The sequence below is a fragment of the Streptomyces sp. LMG1-1-1.1 genome (genome assembly GCF_040815545.1).
Classification (GTDB): domain Bacteria; phylum Actinomycetota; class Actinomycetes; order Streptomycetales; family Streptomycetaceae; genus Streptomyces.
Genome location: NZ_JBFPNH010000098.1, coordinates 1 through 18,515 on the forward strand (window position 1 = coordinate 1; position 18,515 = coordinate 18,515).

Consider the following 18,515-nt stretch of genomic DNA (forward strand, 5'->3'; position numbering starts at 1 on the left):
CGTCACCGTCTTCCGCGACCTGCGCTCCGGACGTTCCACCGAGGGCTGGGACGTCGAGCGGCCGGGCACGGTCATGTCCACGGCCGAGGCCGTACAGGTGGCCGCGTCACTCGGGGTCGCCGCCGCAGCGGGGGGACCTGACCGGGCACGTACCGCTGCCGCCCGTGGGCGCGCCGCCCGTGCCGGCCGCCGAGCACGGCGGGACCGGCACGGCCACGCTCGCGGTGCTGCTGATCGGGCCCGCCGGGGCCGGCAAGACGACCGTCGCGCGGCACTGGGCGCAGCGCCGCCGGGTGCCCACGGCGCACATCAGCCTCGACGACGTCCGCGAGTGGGTCTGCTCCGGCTTCGCCGACCCACAGTCGGGCTGGAACGACCACTCCGAGGCGCAGTACCGCCTCGCCCGCCGCACCTGCGGCTTCGCCGCGCGCAACTTCCTCGCGAACGGGATCTCCTGCATCGTCGACGACGCGGTCTTCCCCGACCGGCCCGTCGTCGGCCTCGGCGGATGGAAGCGCCACGTCGGCCCCGGCCTGCTCCCGGTGGTCCTCCTGCCCGGCCTGGAGATCGTCCTGGAGCGCAACGCGGAGCGCAGCGGCAACCGGCGCCTCTCGGACGAGGAGGTCGCCGCCATCCACGGCCGGATGGCCGGCTGGTACGGCTCGGGGCTGCCGATCATCGACAACTCCACGTACGACGTCGAGACCACCGCCCGCGTCCTCGACGACGTCCTGGCCCGTGCGATAGCGAGTCCGCCCACCTGGTGACCCGGCGGGCCGTCTGCCCGGTCGGCCGCGCAGAACAGGCCGCCGCGGCGCGGTGCTCGTAGGCTCGGAGCATGTCAGAGGTGTATGCGGACCGCCGTGTACGGCTGCGCGACCGGTGCGCGGCCGCGGGCAGCCCGGCGGCCCTGGTCTCCCGCCCCGCCAACGTCCGCTATCTCGCGGGCGGCTCACCGCCCGGCGCGGTCCTGCTCGTCGGCCCGGAGCCGGACACGGACGTCCTGCTCTGTCCCGTCGCACCCGGCGCCGAACCGGCCGACGGACGGCTCGACGAGCTGCTGAGACAGCAGGTCCTGCCCGCGGGCGGCGGCGATCCGGCGGTCGCGGCCGTCGACCTGGCCCGCCGGGCCGGATCGGACGTGCTCGCCGTCGAGGAGCACGACCTGACCGTGGCCAGGCACCGCGCCATGGGCTCCGTCGCGCCCGGACTGCACCTCTCCGACCTCGCGTGCGCCGTCGAACAGCTCAGGATCGTCAAGGACGAGGACGAGATCGCCTGCCTCCGGATCGCCGCGGAGATCGCCGACCAGGCCCTCGGCGAACTCCTCGAGTCGATCCTCGTGGGGCGGACCGAGCGCCACCTCGCCCTGGAGTTGGAGCGCCGGCTCGTCGACCACGGTGCCGACGGGGCCGCCTTCCCCACCTCGGTGGCCACCGGTCCGCACTCCGGGCGCCGCGGGCACCGGCCGACCGACCGCCGCGTCGAGGAAGGTGATTTCCTCTCCGTCTGCCTCGGCGCCGACTACCGCGGCTACCGGTGCGAGATCGGCCGCACCTTCGTCATCGGCACCACCCCCGCCGACTGGCAGATCGAGCTGTACGAGCTCGTCTTCGCCGCTCAGCGCGCCGGACGGGAGTCCCTCGCACCCGGCGCCGAGTACCGGGACGTGGACCGGGCGGCCCGGCAGATCCTGGACTCGGCGGGCCACGCGGAGGCCGCCGTGCCGCTCACCGGGCACGGCGTGGGACTCGAAATCGACGAGGACCCGCAGCTCTCACCCTCGGCCATGGGTAAACTGGACGCTTGTGTGCCGGTCACCGTCGAACCGGGGGTCCACCTCCCGGGCCGGGGCGGGGTCCGGATCGATGACACGCTCGTCGTGCGCCAGGAGGCGGACGGCGGACCCGAGCTACTCACCATCACGACCAAGGAGCTGCTCGCGCTGTAAGGCGCGTACGCCTCCCAGGTCCCACGTCAGTCCAGGAGATTCCGCAACCGTGGCTTCCACGAACGACCTCAAGAACGGCATGGTGCTCAAGCTCGAAGGCGGCCAGCTCTGGTCCGTCGTCGAGTTCCAGCACGTCAAGCCCGGCAAGGGCCCGGCCTTCGTGCGCACCAAGCTCAAGAACGTGCTGTCCGGCAAGGTCGTCGACAAGACCTTCAACGCGGGCGTCAAGGTCGAGACGGCCACCATCGACCGCCGCGACATGCAGTTCTCCTACATGGACGGCGACTACTTCGTCTTCATGGACGAGGAGACCTACGACCAGCTGCACGTCGACCGCAAGTCGGTCGGCGACGCCGCCAACTTCCTCATCGAGGGCTTCAGCGCCTCCGTCGCGCAGCACGAGGGCGAGGTGCTCTACGTCGAGCTCCCGGCCGCCGTCGTGCTGACGGTCAAGCACACCGACCCGGGTGTCCAGGGCGACCGCTCCACCGGCGGCACCAAGCCCGCCACGCTGGAGACCGACCACGAGATCCAGGTCCCGCTCTTCATCACCACCGGTGAGAAGATCAAGGTCGACACGCGCACCAGCGACTACCTCGGCCGGGTGAACAGCTAACCGTGGCCGCTCGGAGCAAGGCCCGCAAGCGGGCCTTCCAGATCCTCTTCGAGGCCGACCAGCGCGACGCCTCCGTCCAGGAGGTCCTCGCGGACCAGATCCGGCACGCGCGGTCGGACGACCGCCAGCCGCCGGTCAGCGACTTCACCATGCAGCTGGTCGAGGGGTACGCGGCCCATGTGGCGCGGATCGACGAGCTCATCGCGACCTACGCGGTGGACTGGGACCTCGACCGGATGCCCGTCGCCGACCGGAACATCGTGCGCCTCGGTGCGTACGAGGTGATCTGGGAGGACGGCACTCCGGACGCGGTCGCGATCGACGAGGCGGTTCAGCTCGCCAAGGAGTTCTCCACCGACGAGTCCCCGACCTTCGTCAACGGCCTGCTGGGGCGCTTCAAGGACCTGAAGCCGCGGCTGCGCCGGGACGCGGACGACTGAGTCCGCAGGACGGTCACCCACGCCTGAGGGGCCCGCAGCACACGTGCTGCGGGCCCCTCAGGCGTTCCCCGGGCGGTACGGGCCCCCTCGTGGGCCGTGCGGGCCGTGTACGCGGCCTTGCGGGACCGTACGGCTACGCGGGCCCTCCCGGCGCTCGTGCGGCCCGTTCAGGGCTCTCCCGGGGCTTCGCGCACGGCCGGGGAAACGCCGAGGGCCCGTGGACGTCGGATGACGTCCACGGGCCCGGCGGTACGTTTCTGCTACGCCCTCGTAAGGGTTCAGTTGTCCTCGTGGGCGACCGCGCGGCGCGCGTCGGCGTCGAGCACGCCCCAGCTGATCAGCTGCTCGGTGAGGACCGAGGGGGACTGGTCGTAGATGACGGCGAGCGTGCGCAGGTCGTCCTGGCGGATCGACAGCACCTTGCCGTTGTAGTCGCCGCGCTGCGACTGGATCGTCGCCGCGTAGCGCTGCAGCGGGCCGGCCTTCTCCTGGGGGACGTGCGCCAGGCGCTCCAGGTCGAGGACCAGCTTCGGCGGCGGCTCGGCCGCCCCGCCGGGGGTCGTGCCCGGCAGGAGCTCCTGCACCGGCACTCCGTAGAAATCGGCCAGCTCGGCAAGACGCTGCACGGTCACCGCACGGTCACCACGCTCGTACGAGCCGACCACCACGGCCTTCCAGCGGCCCTGGGACTTCTCCTCCACTCCGTGGAGGGACAGACCCTGCTGGGTGCGGATGGCGCGGAGTTTGGCCCCGAGCTGCTTTGCGTATTCGCTGGACATAACGCTCCCGGACGCTGTGACGACATGCGGCTGCGCCGCGCGGCTGGTAACTCACTGTGAGGTTACGCAGCGTTACTCTTTCCCGTCAAGCCGAATGGTCCGTACCGCCTCCTCCCGGGGGACGGCGCACGGAGTGGCGCCCGGGGGTGCCTCGCACACCCGTCCACCCCTGGTAAAGTGAACGGCGCAATTCCGACGTCCTTTAAGAACCGTCCCGTGAGGCGGAGAAGGAGGTCCGATTTTTCATGGACACTCAGCAGCAGTACGGCGATGACGCCCGGCCCGTCCTCGAGGCCCCCGACATCGCGCGGGTCCTCACCCGCATCGCCCACGAGATCGTCGAGCGCGCCAAGGGCGCCGACGACGTGGTCCTCCTCGGCATTCCCACCCGCGGCGTCTTCCTCGCCCGCCGGCTGGCCGAGAAGCTCGAGTCGATCACCGGCACGAAGGTCCCGGTCGGCTCCCTCGACATCACCATGTACCGGGACGACCTCCGGCTGAAGCCCGCCCGCGCCATCGGCCGCACCGAGATCCCCGGTGACGGCATCGACGGCCGCCTCGTCGTCCTCGTCGACGACGTGCTCTTCTCCGGCCGCACCATCCGCGCCGCCCTCGACGCCCTCGGCGACATCGGCCGCCCGCGCGCCGTCCAGCTCGCGGTCCTCGTCGACCGCGGCCACCGCGAACTCCCGATCCGCGCCGACTACGTCGGCAAGAACCTCCCCACGTCGCTGCGGGAGACGGTCAAGGTCCAGCTCGCCGAGGAGGACGGTCGCGACACCGTGCTGCTCGGCGCCAGGCCCGCCTCCTAGCCGGACCGGCTTTCCCGCGGGGCCCGGGGCACACCCCTGCGCCCCCGCATGTCCGCACACCTCCCCACCACGGAGAGACACCCCGATGATGCGTCACCTCATCTCGGCCGCCGACCTCACCCGCGACGACGCCGTTCAGATCCTCGACACCGCCGAGGAGATGGCCCGGGTGGCCGACCGGCCCATCAAGAAGCTGCCGACCCTGCGCGGCCGGACCATCTGCAACCTGTTCTTCGAGGACTCCACCCGCACCCGGATCTCCTTCGAGGCGGCCGAGAAGCGCCTCTCCGCCGACGTGATCAACTTCGCGGCCAAGGGCTCCAGCGTCTCCAAGGGCGAGTCCCTCAAGGACACCGCGCAGACCCTGGAGGCCATGGGCGTCGACGCCGTCGTCATCCGGCACGGCGCCTCCGGGGCCCCGTACCGCCTCGCCACCTCCGGCTGGATCGACGCCCCCGTCATCAACGCCGGCGACGGCACCCACCAGCACCCCACCCAGGCCCTGCTCGACGCCTTCACCATGCGTCGGCGCCTCGTCGGCCGCGACGCCGGTCTCGGCCAGGGCCTCGACGGCAAGCGCATCACCCTCGTGGGCGACGTCCTGCACAGCCGGGTCGCCCGCTCCAACGTCGACCTGCTGCACACCCTCGGCGCCGAGGTCACCCTGGTGGCCCCGCCCACCCTGGTCCCGGTCGGCGTCGGGACCTGGCCCTGCGAGGTCTCGTACGACCTCGACAGCGTGCTGCCGAAGTCCGACGCGGTGATGATGCTCCGTGTGCAGCGCGAGCGGATGAACGCCGCCTTCTTCCCGACCGAGCGCGAGTACTCCCGCCGCTACGGGCTCGACGGCGAGCGGATGGCGAAGATGCCCGAGCACGCCATCGTCATGCACCCCGGCCCGATGGTCCGCGGCATGGAGATCACCGCCGAGGTCGCCGACTCCGACCGCTGCACGGTCGTCGAGCAGGTCGCCAACGGCGTCTCCGTCCGGATGGCCGTCCTCTACCTGCTTCTGGGCGGCAACGAGTCCGCCGTCAGCCACACCCGTACCGAGGAGAGCAAGTAACCATGAGCAAGATCCTTATCCGCGGTGCGAAGGTCCTCGGCGGCGACATCCAGGACGTCCTCGTCGACGGCGAGACCATCGCCGAGGTCGGCACCGGGCTGTCCGCCGAGGGCGCGACCGTGATCGAGGCCGACGGCCGGATCCTGCTGCCCGGCCTGGTCGACCTCCACACCCACCTGCGCGAGCCCGGCCGAGAGGACTCCGAGACCGTCCTCACCGGCACCCGCGCCGCCGCCTCCGGCGGCTACACCGCCGTCTTCGCCATGGCCAACACCCACCCGGTCGCCGACACCGCCGGCGTCGTCGAGCAGGTCTACCGGCTCGGCAAGGAGTCCGGCTACTGCGACGTGCAGCCCATCGGCGCCGTCACCGTCGGCCTCGAAGGCAAGAAGCTCGCCGAGCTCGGCGCCATGCACGACTCCGCCGCCGGCGTCACCGTCTTCTCCGACGACGGCAAGTGCGTCGACGACGCCGTGATCATGCGCCGCGCCCTGGAGTACGTGAAGGCCTTCGACGGCGTCGTCGCCCAGCACGCCCAGGAGCCCCGCCTCACCGAGGGCGCCCAGATGAACGAGGGCATCGTCTCCGCCGAACTCGGACTCGGCGGCTGGCCCGCCGTCGCCGAGGAGTCGATCATCGCCCGCGACGTCCTCCTCGCCGAGCACGTCGGCTCCCGCGTCCACATCTGCCACCTCTCCACCGCCGGCTCCGTCGAGATCGTCCGCTGGGCCAAGTCCCGCGGCATCGACGTCACCGCCGAGGTCACCCCGCACCACCTCCTCCTCACGGACGAGCTGGTCCGCTCGTACAACCCCGTCTACAAGGTCAACCCGCCGCTGCGCACCGAGAAGGACGTCCTCGCCCTCCGCGAGGCGCTGGCCGACGGCACGATCGACATCGTCGCCACCGACCACGCCCCGCACCCGCACGAGGACAAGGACTGCGAGTGGGCCGCGGCCGCCATGGGCATGGTCGGCCTGGAGACCGCGCTCTCCGTCGTCCAGCAGACGATGGTCGAGACCGGCCTCCTCGACTGGGCCGGCGTCGCCGACCGCATGTCCTTCGCCCCCGCCCGCATCGGACGGGCCTCCGGCCACGGACGACCCGTCTCGGCTGGTGAGCCCGCGAACCTGACGCTGGTCGATCCGGCTTACCGTGGTGTCGTGGACCCCGCGGACTTCGCCTCCCGCAGCCGCAACACCCCCTACGAGGGTCGTGAGCTGCCGGGACGCGTCACCCACACCTTCCTGCGGGGCCGGGCAACGGTCGTGGACGGGAAGCTGGCGTGACACCACTCATCACAATCGCCGCACAGGCAGCCGATCAGAAGTCGGCGGAGGTGACCGACTGGGCCGGCAGGATCGGCTGGGTCGCCGGACTGCTGCTCTTCGTCGCCTTCGTCTACTGGCTGATGCGCCAGGGATGGAAGTGGCGCGGCAGCCTCCAGTCGGACCTCCCCGAGCTGCCCACCGCGCCGCAGGAGCCCGGTGCGGCGAGACTGACCCTCAGCGGGCGCTACCACGGGTCCACGACCGCCGGGCAGTGGCTCGACCGGATCGTCGCCCACGGCCTCGGCACCCGCAGCCGGGTCGAGCTCACGCTCACCGACGCCGGGATCGAGGTCGTACGCCCCGGGGCGAACGACTTCTTCGTCCCGGCCGACGCCCTGCGCGAGGCCCGCCTCGACAAGGGCATCGCGGGCAAGGTCCTCGCCGAGGGCGGCCTGCTGATCGTCACCTGGGCCCACGGCGAGAAGCTGCTCGACTCCGGCTTCCGCTCCGACCGGGCGGCCGAGCACGCCGCCTGGGTCGAGGCCGTCAACTCCATGAACCACACCATCACGACGGAAGGCATCGCACGATGACGACCTCCACAAGGGGAGCCGCCAAGACTCCCGCCGTACTCGTCCTGGAGGACGGCCGCATCTTCCGCGGCCGCGCCTACGGGGCCGTGGGGGAGACCTTCGGCGAGGCCGTGTTCTCCACCGGCATGACCGGCTACCAGGAGACCCTCACCGACCCGTCGTACCACCGGCAGGTCGTCGTCATGACCGCCCCGCACGTCGGCAACACCGGCGTCAACGACGAGGACCCCGAGTCCGGCCGCATCTGGGTCTCCGGCTACGTCGTCCGCGACCCCGCCCGTGTCTCCTCCAACTGGCGCGCCCAGCGCTCGCTGGACGAGGAGCTGGAGCGCCAGGGCGTCGTCGGCATCTCCGGCATCGACACCCGCGCCCTCACCCGCCACCTGCGCGAGCGCGGCGCCATGCGCGTCGGCATCTTCTCCGGCGACGCCTGGACCGGCGTCCGCGACGAGGCCCTCCTCGCCAAGGTGCAGGAGCAGCCCCAGATGAAGGGCGCGAACCTCTCCGCCGAGGTCGCCACCAAGGAGACGTACGTCGTCCCCGCGATCGGCACGAAGAAGTTCACCGTCGCCGCCGTCGACCTCGGCATCAAGGGCATGACCCCGCACCGGATGGCCGAGCGCGGCATCGAGGTCCACGTGCTGCCCGCCACCGCCACCGCGGAGGACATCTACGCGGTGAACCCGGACGGCGTCTTCTTCTCCAACGGCCCCGGCGACCCGGCCACGGCCGACGGTCCCGTCGCCGTCATGCGCGCCGTCCTGGAGCGCAGGACCCCGCTCTTCGGCATCTGCTTCGGCAACCAGATCCTCGGCCGCGCCCTCGGCTTCGGCACGTACAAGCTGAAGTACGGCCACCGCGGCATCAACCAGCCGGTGCAGGACCGCACCACCGGCAAGGTCGAGGTCACCGCGCACAACCACGGCTTCGCCGTCGACGCGCCCCTCGACAAGGTGTCCGACACCCCCTTCGGGCGCGCCGAGGTCTCCCACGTCTGCCTGAACGACGACGTCGTGGAAGGCCTCCAGCTGCTCGACCAGCCGGCCTTCTCCGTCCAGTACCACCCCGAGGCGGCCGCCGGCCCGCACGACGCCGCGTACCTCTTCGACCGCTTCGTATCCCTGATGGAGGCCGAGCGTGCCTAAGCGCACCGATATCCAGTCCGTCCTGGTCATCGGCTCCGGCCCGATCGTCATCGGACAGGCCGCAGAGTTCGACTACTCCGGCACCCAGGCGTGCCGCATCCTCAAGGCCGAGGGCCTGCGGGTGATCCTGGTCAACTCCAACCCGGCCACGATCATGACCGACCCGGAGATCGCCGACGCCACCTACGTCGAGCCGATCACCCCCGAGTTCGTCGAGAAGATCATCGCCAAGGAGCGCCCCGACGCCCTCCTCCCCACCCTGGGCGGCCAGACCGCGCTGAACACCGCGATCTCCATGCACGAGCAGGGCGTCCTGGAGAAGTACGGCGTCGAGCTCATCGGAGCCAACGTCGAGGCCATCAACAAGGGCGAGGACCGCGACCTCTTCAAGGGCGTCGTCGAGGCCGTCAAGGCCAAGATCGGCTACGGCGAGTCCGCCCGCTCGGTCATCTGCCACTCCATGGACGACGTCATCAAGGGCGTCGACACCCTCGGCGGCTACCCCGTCGTCGTCCGCCCCTCCTTCACCATGGGCGGCGCCGGCTCCGGCTTCGCCCACGACGAGGAGGAGCTGCGCCGCATCGCCGGCCAGGGCCTCACGCTCTCCCCGACCACCGAGGTGCTCCTGGAGGAGTCCATCCTCGGCTGGAAGGAGTACGAGCTCGAGCTGATGCGCGACAAGAACGACAACGTCGTGGTCGTCTGCTCCATCGAGAACTTCGACCCGATGGGCGTCCACACCGGAGACTCGATCACCGTCGCCCCGGCGATGACGCTCACCGACCGCGAGTACCAGCGGCTGCGCGACATCGGCATCGCGATCATCCGCGAGGTCGGCGTCGACACCGGCGGCTGCAACATCCAGTTCGCGATCGACCCGGTCGACGGCCGGATCATCGTCATCGAGATGAACCCGCGCGTCTCCCGCTCCTCCGCGCTCGCCTCCAAGGCGACCGGCTTCCCGATCGCCAAGATCGCGGCCCGTCTCGCCGTCGGCTACACGCTGGACGAGATCCCGAACGACATCACGGAGAAGACCCCGGCGTCCTTCGAGCCCACGCTCGACTACGTCGTCGTCAAGGCCCCCCGGTTCGCCTTCGAGAAGTTCCCGCAGGCCGACTCCACCCTCACCACGACCATGAAGTCGGTCGGCGAGGCCATGGCCATCGGCCGCAACTTCACCGAGGCCCTCCAGAAGGCCCTGCGCTCCCTGGAGAAGAAGGGCTCGCAGTTCACCTTCGTCGGCGAGCCCGGCGACAAGCACGAGCTGCTGCGCGACGCGGTCCGCCCGACCGACGGCCGCATCAACACCGTCATGCAGGCCATCCGCGCCGGCGCCACCGCGCAGGAGGTCTTCGACGCCACGAAGATCGACCCGTGGTTCGTCGACCAGCTCTTCCTGATCAAGGAGATCGCCGACGAGCTGGCCGCCGCCGAGAAGCTCGAGCCGGAGATCCTCGCCGAGGCCAAGCGCCACGGCTTCTCCGACGCCCAGATCGCCGAGATCCGCGGCCTGCGCGAGGACGTCGTCCGCGAGGTCCGGCACGCCCTCGGCGTCCGCCCGGTCTACAAGACGGTCGACACCTGCGCCGCCGAGTTCGCCGCCAAGACCCCGTACTTCTACTCCTCGTACGACGAGGAGAGCGAGGTCGCGCCGCGCACCAAGCCCGCCGTGATCATCCTGGGCTCCGGCCCGAACCGCATCGGCCAGGGCATCGAGTTCGACTACTCCTGCGTCCACGCCTCCTTCGCCCTGAGCGACGCCGGCTACGAGACCGTGATGGTCAACTGCAACCCGGAGACCGTCTCGACGGACTACGACACCTCCGACCGCCTGTACTTCGAGCCGCTGACGCTCGAGGACGTGCTGGAGATCGTCCACGCCGAGACGCTGGCCGGCCCCGTCGCCGGTGTCGTCGTCCAGCTCGGCGGCCAGACCCCGCTGGGTCTGTCCCAGGCGCTCAAGGACAACGGCGTGCCGGTCGTCGGCACCTCCCCGGAGGCCATCCACGCCGCCGAGGACCGCGGCGCGTTCGGCCGGGTCCTGGCGGAGGCCGGCCTGCCGGCCCCCAAGCACGGCACCGCCACCACCTTCGCCGGCGCCAAGGCCATCGCCGACGAGATCGGCTACCCCGTCCTCGTGCGCCCGTCGTACGTGCTCGGCGGCCGCGGCATGGAGATCGTGTACGACGAGACCCGCCTCGAGTCGTACATCGCCGAGTCCACCGAGATCAGCCCCACCCGGCCGGTCCTCGTCGACCGCTTCCTCGACGACGCCATCGAGATCGACGTCGACGCGCTCTACGACGGCCAGGAGCTCTACCTCGGCGGCGTCATGGAGCACATCGAGGAGGCCGGCATCCACTCCGGCGACTCGGCCTGCGCCCTGCCCCCGATCACCCTCGGCGGCTTCGACATCAAGCGGCTGCGCGCCTCCACCGAGGCCATCGCCAAGGGCGTCGGCGTCCGCGGCCTGATCAACATCCAGTTCGCCATGGCCGGCGACATCCTCTACGTCCTGGAGGCCAACCCGCGCGCCTCCCGGACCGTCCCCTTCACCTCGAAGGCGACCGCCGTGCCGCTCGCGAAGGCCGCCGCCCGCATCTCGCTGGGCGCCACCGTCGCCGAGCTGCGCGCCGAGGGCCTGCTGCCGAAGACCGGCGACGGCGGCACCCTGCCGATCGACGCGCCGATCTCCGTCAAGGAGGCCGTGATGCCGTGGAGCCGCTTCCGCGACATCCACGGGCGCGGCGTCGACACCGTCCTCGGCCCGGAGATGCGCTCCACCGGCGAGGTCATGGGCATCGACGCGGTCTTCGGCACGGCGTACGCCAAGTCGCAGGCCGGCGCCTACGGCCCGCTGCCCACCAAGGGCCGCGCGTTCATCTCCGTCGCCAACCGCGACAAGCGCTCGATGATCTTCCCGGCCCGCGAGCTCGTCGCCCACGGCTTCGAGCTGCTCGCCACCTCCGGCACCGCCGAGGTCCTCAAGCGCAACGGCATCAACGCCACGGTCGTGCGCAAGCTCAGCGAGGGCGAGGGCCCGAACGGCGAGAAGACGATCGTCCAGCTGATCCACGACGGCCAGGTCGACCTGATCGTCAACACCCCGTACGGCACCGGCGGCCGCCTCGACGGCTACGAGATCCGTACCGCCGCGGTGGCGCGCAGCGTCCCGTGCCTCACCACGGTCCAGGCGCTCGCCGCCGCCGTCCAGGGCATCGACGCGCTCAACCGCGGCGACGTCGGCGTCCGCTCGCTCCAGGAACACGCGGAGCATCTGACCGCGGCCCGCGACTAGCAGCCCGTACGAACGAGGGGGACACCGGAGACACCGCGGTGTCCCCCTCTTCATGAGCACACCTGGACTCCCCGCATGTACAAGTTCTTCTTCACCGTCGTCTTCAAGCGCATGGACCCCGAGAAGGCCCACTACCTGGCCTTCCGCTGGATCCGCCTGGCCGCCCGCGTCCCCGTCCTGCGGACCTTCGTCGCCGCCGTCCTCGCGCCCCGGTACGAGGAGCTGCGCACCGAGGCCCTGGGCCTGCGGATGCACGGCCCCTTCGGCCTCGCCGCCGGCTTCGACAAGAACGCCGTGGCCATCGACGGGATGTCGATGCTCGGCTTCGACCACATCGAGATCGGCACCGTCACCGGCGAGGCCCAGCCCGGCAACCCGAAGAAGCGCCTCTTCCGGCTCGTCCCGGACCGCGCCCTGATCAACCGCATGGGCTTCAACAACGAGGGCTCCGCCGCCGTCGCCGAGCGCCTCCACGCGCGCGTGCCGGTCTTCAAGACCGTCGTCGGCGTCAACATCGGCAAGACCAAGGTCGTGCCGGAGGCGGAGGCCGCCGCCGACTACGTGAAGTCCACCGAGCGCCTGGCCGCCCACGCCGACTACCTCGTCGTGAACGTCTCCTCGCCGAACACCCCCGGGCTGCGCAACCTCCAGGCCACCGAATCCCTGCGCCCGCTGCTCACGGCCGTACGGGAGGCCGCCGACCGCTCGGTCACCGGCCGCCGGGTCCCGCTCCTGGTCAAGATCGCCCCCGACCTGGCCGACGAGGACGTCGACGCGGTCGCCGACCTCGCCCTGGAGCTCGGTCTCGACGGCATCATCGCCACCAACACCACCATCGCGCGCGAGGGCCTGGGCCTGACATCCGACCCGGAGCTGATCAAGGAGACCGGCGGTCTCTCCGGCGCGCCCGTCAAGGAGCGCTCCCTGGCCGTCCTGCGCCGCCTCCACGCGCGCGTGGGCGACCGCCTGGTCCTCGTGGGCGTCGGCGGCATCGAGAACGCCGAGGACGCCTGGCAGCGGATCCTCGCCGGCGCCACCCTGATCCAGGGCTACAGCGCCTTCATCTACGAGGGCCCGTTCTACGCCCGCGCGATCCACAAGGGCCTCGCCGCGCGCCTCGCCGCCTCCCCGTACGCCACCCTCGCCGAGGCCGTCGGCGCCGACAACCGAAAGGCCGCCAAGTGACCCTCTCCTTCGGTACCCGCCTGCGCTCCGCCATGGACGAGCGCGGCCCCCTGTGCGTCGGCATCGACCCGCACGCAGCCCTGCTCGACTCCTGGGGCCTGACCGACGACATCGCCGGTCTGGAGCGCTTCACCTTCACGGTCGTCGAGGCGCTCGCGGACACCGTGGCGGTCTTCAAGCCGCAGTCCGCCTTCTTCGAGCGCTTCGGCTCGCGGGGCGTCGCGGTCCTGGAACGGGCCGTCGCCGATCTGCGCGCCGCGGGCGGCCTGGTCGTCATGGACGCCAAGCGCGGTGACATCGGCTCCACCATGGCCGCCTACGCCGAGACCTTCCTGCGCAAGGACTCCCCGCTCTTCTCCGACGCGCTCACGGTCTCCCCGTACCTCGGCTACGGCTCCCTGAAGCCGGCCGTCGACCTGGCCCGCGAGTCCGGGGCCGGCCTCTTCGTGCTGGCGCTCACCTCCAACCCGGAGGGCGCCGAGGTCCAGCGGGCGGTCCGCGAGGACGGCCGGACCATCGGCGCGACGATGCTGGGCCACCTGGCCGCGGAGAACGCGGGGGAGACGCCCATGGGCTCCTTCGGCGCGGTCGTCGGCGCCACGCTCGGCGACCTGTCCTCGTTCGACCTGGACATCAACGGGCCGCTGCTCGCCCCCGGCATCGGCGCCCAGGGCGCGACCCCGGCCGACCTCCCCGCCGTCTTCGGCGCGGCGGTCCGCAACGTCGTCCCGAACGTCAGCCGCGGAGTCCTGAAGCACGGACCGGACGCGGCCGCTCTGCGGGACTCGGCTCACCGGTACGCGGACGAGGTCCGGGCGGCGGTCGGCGCCTAGCGGGTCCGCGGGCGGTCCTTCCCGGTCTCCCGGGCGATCCGATCCGGGGTGTCAGGTCAAGCCGCAGGTGGGAGCCTTTTCGGCCCGGTGGGACGACCCGTCCCGCCGGGCCGTCTCACTACTTGACGAAAACTTGGCTCAAAACCGGGTCGTTATGCCGGAAAAGTCCTGGTCGGTCGATGCTGACCAGGACTTTTCCGCTGTTCTCGCTGACGGGAGCGGCCTCGGCCGCTAGTCTCCGGGGCAGAGCAGCCGTTCAGCGACACACCGTTGAACGTTGCTCCACTGGTGTGGGGCGCTGGGTTCCTCACCGGTCCGTATCCGACAGATCGACATCCGAGGTGACGTAGGCGTGGCTCTTCCGCCCCTTACCCCTGAACAGCGCGCAGCCGCGCTCGAGAAGGCCGCCGCGGCTCGCCGGGAGCGGGCCGAGATCAAGAATCGACTCAAGCACTCCGGCGCCTCCCTGCAGGAGGTCATCAAGACCGGCCAGGAGAACGACGTCATCGGCAAGATGAAGGTCTCCGCTCTCCTCGAGTCCCTGCCGGGCGTGGGCAAGGTCCGCGCCAAGCAGATCATGGAGCGCCTCGGCATCTCCGAGAGCCGCCGCGTCCGCGGTCTCGGCTCGAACCAGATCGCCTCCCTGGAGCGGGAGTTCGGCAGCACCGGCGCCTGATCCGGGACGCGCGTCCCGGGCACACCGGTAAAGCTGGAATAATCGCTGCATGGCAGCAGAGGTACGTCCGCGGCTGACCGTGCTCTCCGGCCCCTCAGGGGTCGGCAAGAGCACGGTCGTCGCTCATATGCGCAAGGTCCACCCCGAGGTCTGGCTCTCGGTGTCGGCGACGACACGGAAGCCCCGCCCCGGCGAGAAGCACGGCGTCCACTACTTCTTCGTGACGGACGACGAGTTCGACAAGCTGATCGCCAACGGTGAGCTCCTCGAATGGGCCGAGTTCGCGGGCAACCGTTACGGCACCCCGCGGGGCGCGGTCCTCGAGCGCCTCGACTCCGGGGAGCCCGTGCTCCTGGAGATCGACCTCCAGGGCGCCCGTCAGGTCAAGGACTCCATGGCGGAGTCCCAGCTGGTCTTCCTGGCTCCGCCGAGCTGGGAGGAGCTGGTCCGCCGGCTCACCGGCCGCGGCACCGAGTCGCCGGAGGTCATCGCGCGCCGACTGGAGGCCGCGAAGGTCGAGCTGGCCGCCGAATCGGAGTTCGACACCACGCTCGTCAACACCTCCGTCGAGGACGTCGCACGCGAGCTGCTAACGTTGATGCTGCTGTCATCTGGGGATCTGGACAACAACGGCTGACGCCGTGGGTCCCCGACCTTCACAGCATGTCTGATTTTTTCTCCATCTTCGGAAGGTAGAGCGTGTCCTCTTCCATGACTGCGCCCGAGGGCATCATCAACCCGCCGATCGACGAGCTGCTCGAGGCCACGGACTCGAAGTACAGCCTCGTGATCTACGCGGCCAAGCGCGCGCGTCAGATCAACGCGTACTACTCCCAGCTCGGCGAGGGCCTGCTGGAGTACGTGGGTCCGCTCGTCGACACCCACGTCCACGAGAAGCCGCTCTCGATCGCCCTGCGGGAGATCAACGCGGGTCTGCTGACGTCCGAGGCCATCGAGGGCCCGGCGACGTAAGCACGTATCGCTTTGTAACGCTTGTCACCACAGGCCCGGCGGAACATCCGCCGGGCCTGTGGTGTCTCATGGAGTCGTACGCATCCGAGTGCGGGGAGTGGTGGAAGTCGTGGCCGAGCCGAAGGTCGTTCTGGGGGTCAGCGGCGGCATCGCCGCCTACAAGGCGTGCGAGCTGCTGCGCCGGCTCACCGAGTCGGGCCACGACGTCCGGGTCGTGCCCACCGACTCCGCGCTGAACTTCGTCGGGGCGGCCACCTGGTCCGCACTCTCCGGCCACCCCGTCTCGACCGAGGTGTGGGAGTCCGTCCACGAGGTCCCGCACGTGCGGATCGGCCAGGGAGCCGACCTCGTCGTCGTCGCCCCCGCCACCGCCGACATGCTCGCCAAGGCCGCCCACGGCCTCGCCGACGACCTCCTCACGAACACCCTGCTCACCGCGCGCTGTCCGGTCGTCTTCGCCCCCGCGATGCACACCGAGATGTGGGAGCACCCGGCGACCCAGGAGAACGTGGCCACCCTCCGCCGCCGCGGCGCCGTCGTCATCGAGCCCGCCGTCGGCCGTCTCACCGGCGTCGACACCGGCAAGGGCCGGCTGCCCGACCCCGGGGAGATCTTCGAGGTCTGCCGGCGGATCCTCGCGCGCGGCGTCACCGCCCCCGACCTCGCCGGCCGCCATGTCGTGGTCAGCGCGGGCGGCACCCGTGAGCCGCTCGACCCCGTGCGCTACCTGGGCAACCGCTCCTCCGGCAAGCAGGGCTACGCGCTCGCCAGGGCGGCCGCGGCCCGCGGTGCCCGGGTGACCCTGGTCGAGGCCAACACCGGCATCCCCGACCCGGCCGGCGTCGACGTGGTCCACGTCGGCACCGCCGTCCAGCTCCGCGAGGCCGTGCTCAAGGCCGCCGCCGACGCGGACGCCGTGGTGATGGCCGCGGCCGTCGCCGACTTCCGCCCGGCCGTCTACGCCACCGGGAAGATCAAGAAGAAGGGCGACGACGGTGCCCCCACCGTCGCACTCGTCCGCAACCCGGACATCCTGGCCGAGCTGTCCGCCGACCGGGCCCTGCCCGGCCAGGTGGTCGTCGGCTTCGCCGCCGAGACCGACGACGTCCTCGCCAACGGGCGGGAGAAGCTCCGCCGCAAGGGCTGCGACCTGCTCGTCGTCAACGAGGTGGGGGAGCGCAAGACGTTCGGCTCCGAGGAGAACGAGGCCGTCGTCCTCGCCTCCGACGGCGCCGAGACCCCCGTTCCGTACGGGCCGAAGGAAGCGCTCGCCGAGACGGTGTGGGACCTCGTCCTGCCGCGGCTCCGGCCTGCGACCTGACAGGCTTGCCCGTCCCGGGGCGAAGCAGCGCGGTGACGCATCGGAGGCGGGAAACGCCGACCGTCGAGTGATGTGCGTCCCACCGAAAGGGTGATCTCGGCCTTGTCGGCGGGGGGTTCCGCGCCTCCTGTGTCATTCGTCTGTCGAGACACCTGGTCCATAGTCCGACCACGACCGATAGACTGTTCGTGGAACGTCGCGGGGCGCAGCCCCCTGCCGGTCCGCGTCACGAGTAGCCAGCAGCCGCTGCAACACCAGGGAGCGTTGTGTCCCGTCGTCTGTTCACCTCGGAATCCGTCACCGAGGGTCACCCCGACAAGATCGCTGACCAGATCAGCGACACCATCCTCGACGCACTGCTGCGGGAGGACCCCACCTCTCGCGTCGCCGTCGAGACGCTGATCACCACCGGCCTCGTGCACGTCGCCGGTGAGGTGACCACCAAGGCGTGGGCGGACATCCCGACCCTCGTCCGGAACAAGATCCTGGAGATCGGCTACGACTCCTCCAAGAAGGGCTTCGACGGCGCCTCCTGCGGCGTGTCGGTGTCCATCGGATCCCAGTCCCCGGACATCGCCCAGGGTGTCGACACCGCGTACGAGAAGCGGGTCGAGGGTGACGAGGACGAGCTCGACAAGCAGGGCGCCGGCGACCAGGGCCTGATGTTCGGCTACGCCTCGGACGAGACCCCCGAGCTGATGCCGCTGCCGATCCACATCGCGCACCGCCTGTCCCGCCGCCTCACCGAGGTCCGCAAGAACGGGACCATCCCGTACCTGCGCCCCGACGGCAAGACCCAGGTCACCATCGAGTACGACGGCGACAAGGCCGTCCGCCTCGACACGGTCGTCGTCTCCTCGCAGCACGCCTCCGACATCGACCTGGAGTCGCTGCTCGCGCCCGACATCCGCGAGTTCGTCGTCGAGCACGTGCTCAAGCAGCTCGTCGAGGACGGCATCAAGCTCGACACCGACGGCTACCGCCTCCTGGTGAACCCGACCGGCCGCTTCGAGATCGGCGGCCCGATGGGCGACGCCGGCCTCACCGGCCGCAAGATCATCATCGACACCTACGGCGGCATGGCCCGCCACGGTGGCGGCGCCTTCTCCGGCAAGGACCCGTCCAAGGTCGACCGCTCGGCCGCCTACGCCATGCGCTGGGTCGCCAAGAACGTCGTCGCCGCGGGCCTCGCCTCGCGCTGCGAGGTCCAGGTCGCCTACGCGATCGGCAAGGCCGAGCCCGTCGGCCTCTTCGTCGAGACCTTCGGCACCAACACCGTCGAGAACGAGAAGATCGAGAACGCCATCGCCGAGGTCTTCGACCTCCGCCCGGCCGCGATCATCCGCGACCTCGACCTGCTCCGCCCGATCTACTCCCAGACCGCCGCCTACGGCCACTTCGGCCGCGAGCTGCCCGACTTCACCTGGGAGCGCACGGACCGCGTGGACGCCCTCAGGACGGCCGCCGGTCTGTAATCGCCCGTACGCGTCCGAAGCCCGGCACCCCCTGGAGGGGTGCCGGGCTTCGGACGTCTCCGGCTGTCGGTGGCGTCTG

The 18,515-nt window shown here is 70.9% G+C and carries 18 protein-coding genes; 17 read left to right on the forward strand and 1 reads right to left on the reverse strand.

Annotated elements, in window-relative coordinates:
• The 4 genes from MRBLMG1_RS36200 to nusB form a co-directional block, all read left to right on the forward strand.
• A partial coding sequence (locus tag MRBLMG1_RS36200; protein WP_367828408.1) for an AAA family ATPase occupies positions 1-767 on the forward strand: 767 nt, incomplete at its 5' end.
• Positions 768-838: 71 nt separating this feature from the next.
• Positions 839-1,951, forward strand: a complete 1,113-nt coding sequence (locus MRBLMG1_RS36205) for an aminopeptidase P family protein (RefSeq protein ID WP_367828409.1) — start codon at positions 839-841, stop codon at positions 1,949-1,951.
• 49 nt (positions 1,952-2,000) lie between these two features.
• Positions 2,001-2,567 (forward strand): elongation factor P, encoded by a 567-nt coding sequence (efp, locus tag MRBLMG1_RS36210; RefSeq protein ID WP_367828410.1) that lies wholly within the window; start codon positions 2,001-2,003, stop codon positions 2,565-2,567.
• A 2-nt stretch (positions 2,568-2,569) separates the two neighbouring features.
• Positions 2,570-3,007: a transcription antitermination factor NusB gene (gene nusB / locus MRBLMG1_RS36215; RefSeq protein WP_367828411.1), complete on the forward strand. Its 438-nt coding sequence runs from the start codon at positions 2,570-2,572 to the stop codon at positions 3,005-3,007.
• A gap of 278 nt (positions 3,008-3,285) precedes the next feature.
• Here nusB and bldD read toward each other — a convergent pair whose 3' ends face one another.
• Complete coding sequence (gene bldD / locus MRBLMG1_RS36220) at positions 3,286-3,786, reverse strand: transcriptional regulator BldD (RefSeq protein ID WP_017242229.1); 501 nt, start codon at positions 3,784-3,786, stop codon at positions 3,286-3,288.
• Positions 3,787-4,031: 245 nt separating this feature from the next.
• Between bldD and pyrR the strand changes: the two genes are divergently transcribed.
• From pyrR to metK, 13 genes are all read left to right on the forward strand, one after another.
• Positions 4,032-4,598: a bifunctional pyr operon transcriptional regulator/uracil phosphoribosyltransferase PyrR gene (gene pyrR, locus MRBLMG1_RS36225; RefSeq protein WP_367828412.1), complete on the forward strand. Its 567-nt coding sequence runs from the start codon at positions 4,032-4,034 to the stop codon at positions 4,596-4,598.
• A gap of 85 nt (positions 4,599-4,683) precedes the next feature.
• Complete coding sequence (locus MRBLMG1_RS36230; protein WP_367828413.1) at positions 4,684-5,664, forward strand: aspartate carbamoyltransferase catalytic subunit; 981 nt, start codon at positions 4,684-4,686, stop codon at positions 5,662-5,664.
• A gap of 2 nt (positions 5,665-5,666) precedes the next feature.
• A complete protein-coding gene (locus MRBLMG1_RS36235; RefSeq protein ID WP_367828414.1) occupies positions 5,667-6,953 on the forward strand; it encodes a dihydroorotase in 1,287 nt (428 codons plus the stop codon).
• Positions 6,950-7,528, forward strand: a complete 579-nt coding sequence (locus tag MRBLMG1_RS36240; protein WP_367828415.1) for a hypothetical protein — start codon at positions 6,950-6,952, stop codon at positions 7,526-7,528. Before MRBLMG1_RS36235 ends, MRBLMG1_RS36240 begins: the two co-directional genes overlap by 4 nt.
• Positions 7,525-8,673, forward strand: coding sequence for a glutamine-hydrolyzing carbamoyl-phosphate synthase small subunit (gene carA / locus MRBLMG1_RS36245; protein ID WP_367828416.1), 1,149 nt, complete (start codon positions 7,525-7,527; stop codon positions 8,671-8,673). Before MRBLMG1_RS36240 ends, carA begins: the two co-directional genes overlap by 4 nt.
• The gene (carB, locus tag MRBLMG1_RS36250; protein WP_367828417.1) at positions 8,666-11,974 is read left to right on the forward strand and encodes a carbamoyl-phosphate synthase large subunit; all 3,309 of its coding nucleotides are present in this window, start codon (positions 8,666-8,668) and stop codon (positions 11,972-11,974) included. Before carA ends, carB begins: the two co-directional genes overlap by 8 nt.
• A 75-nt stretch (positions 11,975-12,049) precedes the next feature.
• Positions 12,050-13,159, forward strand: a complete 1,110-nt coding sequence (locus MRBLMG1_RS36255; RefSeq protein ID WP_367828418.1) for a quinone-dependent dihydroorotate dehydrogenase — start codon at positions 12,050-12,052, stop codon at positions 13,157-13,159.
• Positions 13,156-13,992: an orotidine-5'-phosphate decarboxylase gene (pyrF, locus tag MRBLMG1_RS36260; protein WP_367828419.1), complete on the forward strand. Its 837-nt coding sequence runs from the start codon at positions 13,156-13,158 to the stop codon at positions 13,990-13,992. Before MRBLMG1_RS36255 ends, pyrF begins: the two co-directional genes overlap by 4 nt.
• A 352-nt stretch (positions 13,993-14,344) precedes the next feature.
• A complete protein-coding gene (locus tag MRBLMG1_RS36265) occupies positions 14,345-14,668 on the forward strand; it encodes an integration host factor (protein WP_362572758.1) in 324 nt (107 codons plus the stop codon).
• Positions 14,669-14,717: 49 nt separating this feature from the next.
• Positions 14,718-15,305 (forward strand): guanylate kinase, encoded by a 588-nt coding sequence (gene gmk / locus MRBLMG1_RS36270; protein ID WP_367828420.1) that lies wholly within the window; start codon positions 14,718-14,720, stop codon positions 15,303-15,305.
• 62 nt (positions 15,306-15,367) lie between these two features.
• The gene (gene rpoZ / locus MRBLMG1_RS36275) at positions 15,368-15,640 is read left to right on the forward strand and encodes a DNA-directed RNA polymerase subunit omega (RefSeq protein WP_366042461.1); all 273 of its coding nucleotides are present in this window, start codon (positions 15,368-15,370) and stop codon (positions 15,638-15,640) included.
• Between the two features lie 109 nt (positions 15,641-15,749).
• Positions 15,750-16,961, forward strand: a complete 1,212-nt coding sequence (coaBC, locus tag MRBLMG1_RS36280) for a bifunctional phosphopantothenoylcysteine decarboxylase/phosphopantothenate--cysteine ligase CoaBC (protein WP_367828421.1) — start codon at positions 15,750-15,752, stop codon at positions 16,959-16,961.
• A 266-nt stretch (positions 16,962-17,227) separates the two neighbouring features.
• Positions 17,228-18,436, forward strand: a complete 1,209-nt coding sequence (gene metK, locus MRBLMG1_RS36285; RefSeq protein WP_367828422.1) for a methionine adenosyltransferase — start codon at positions 17,228-17,230, stop codon at positions 18,434-18,436.
• The last annotated feature ends 79 nt before the right edge of the window (positions 18,437-18,515 follow it).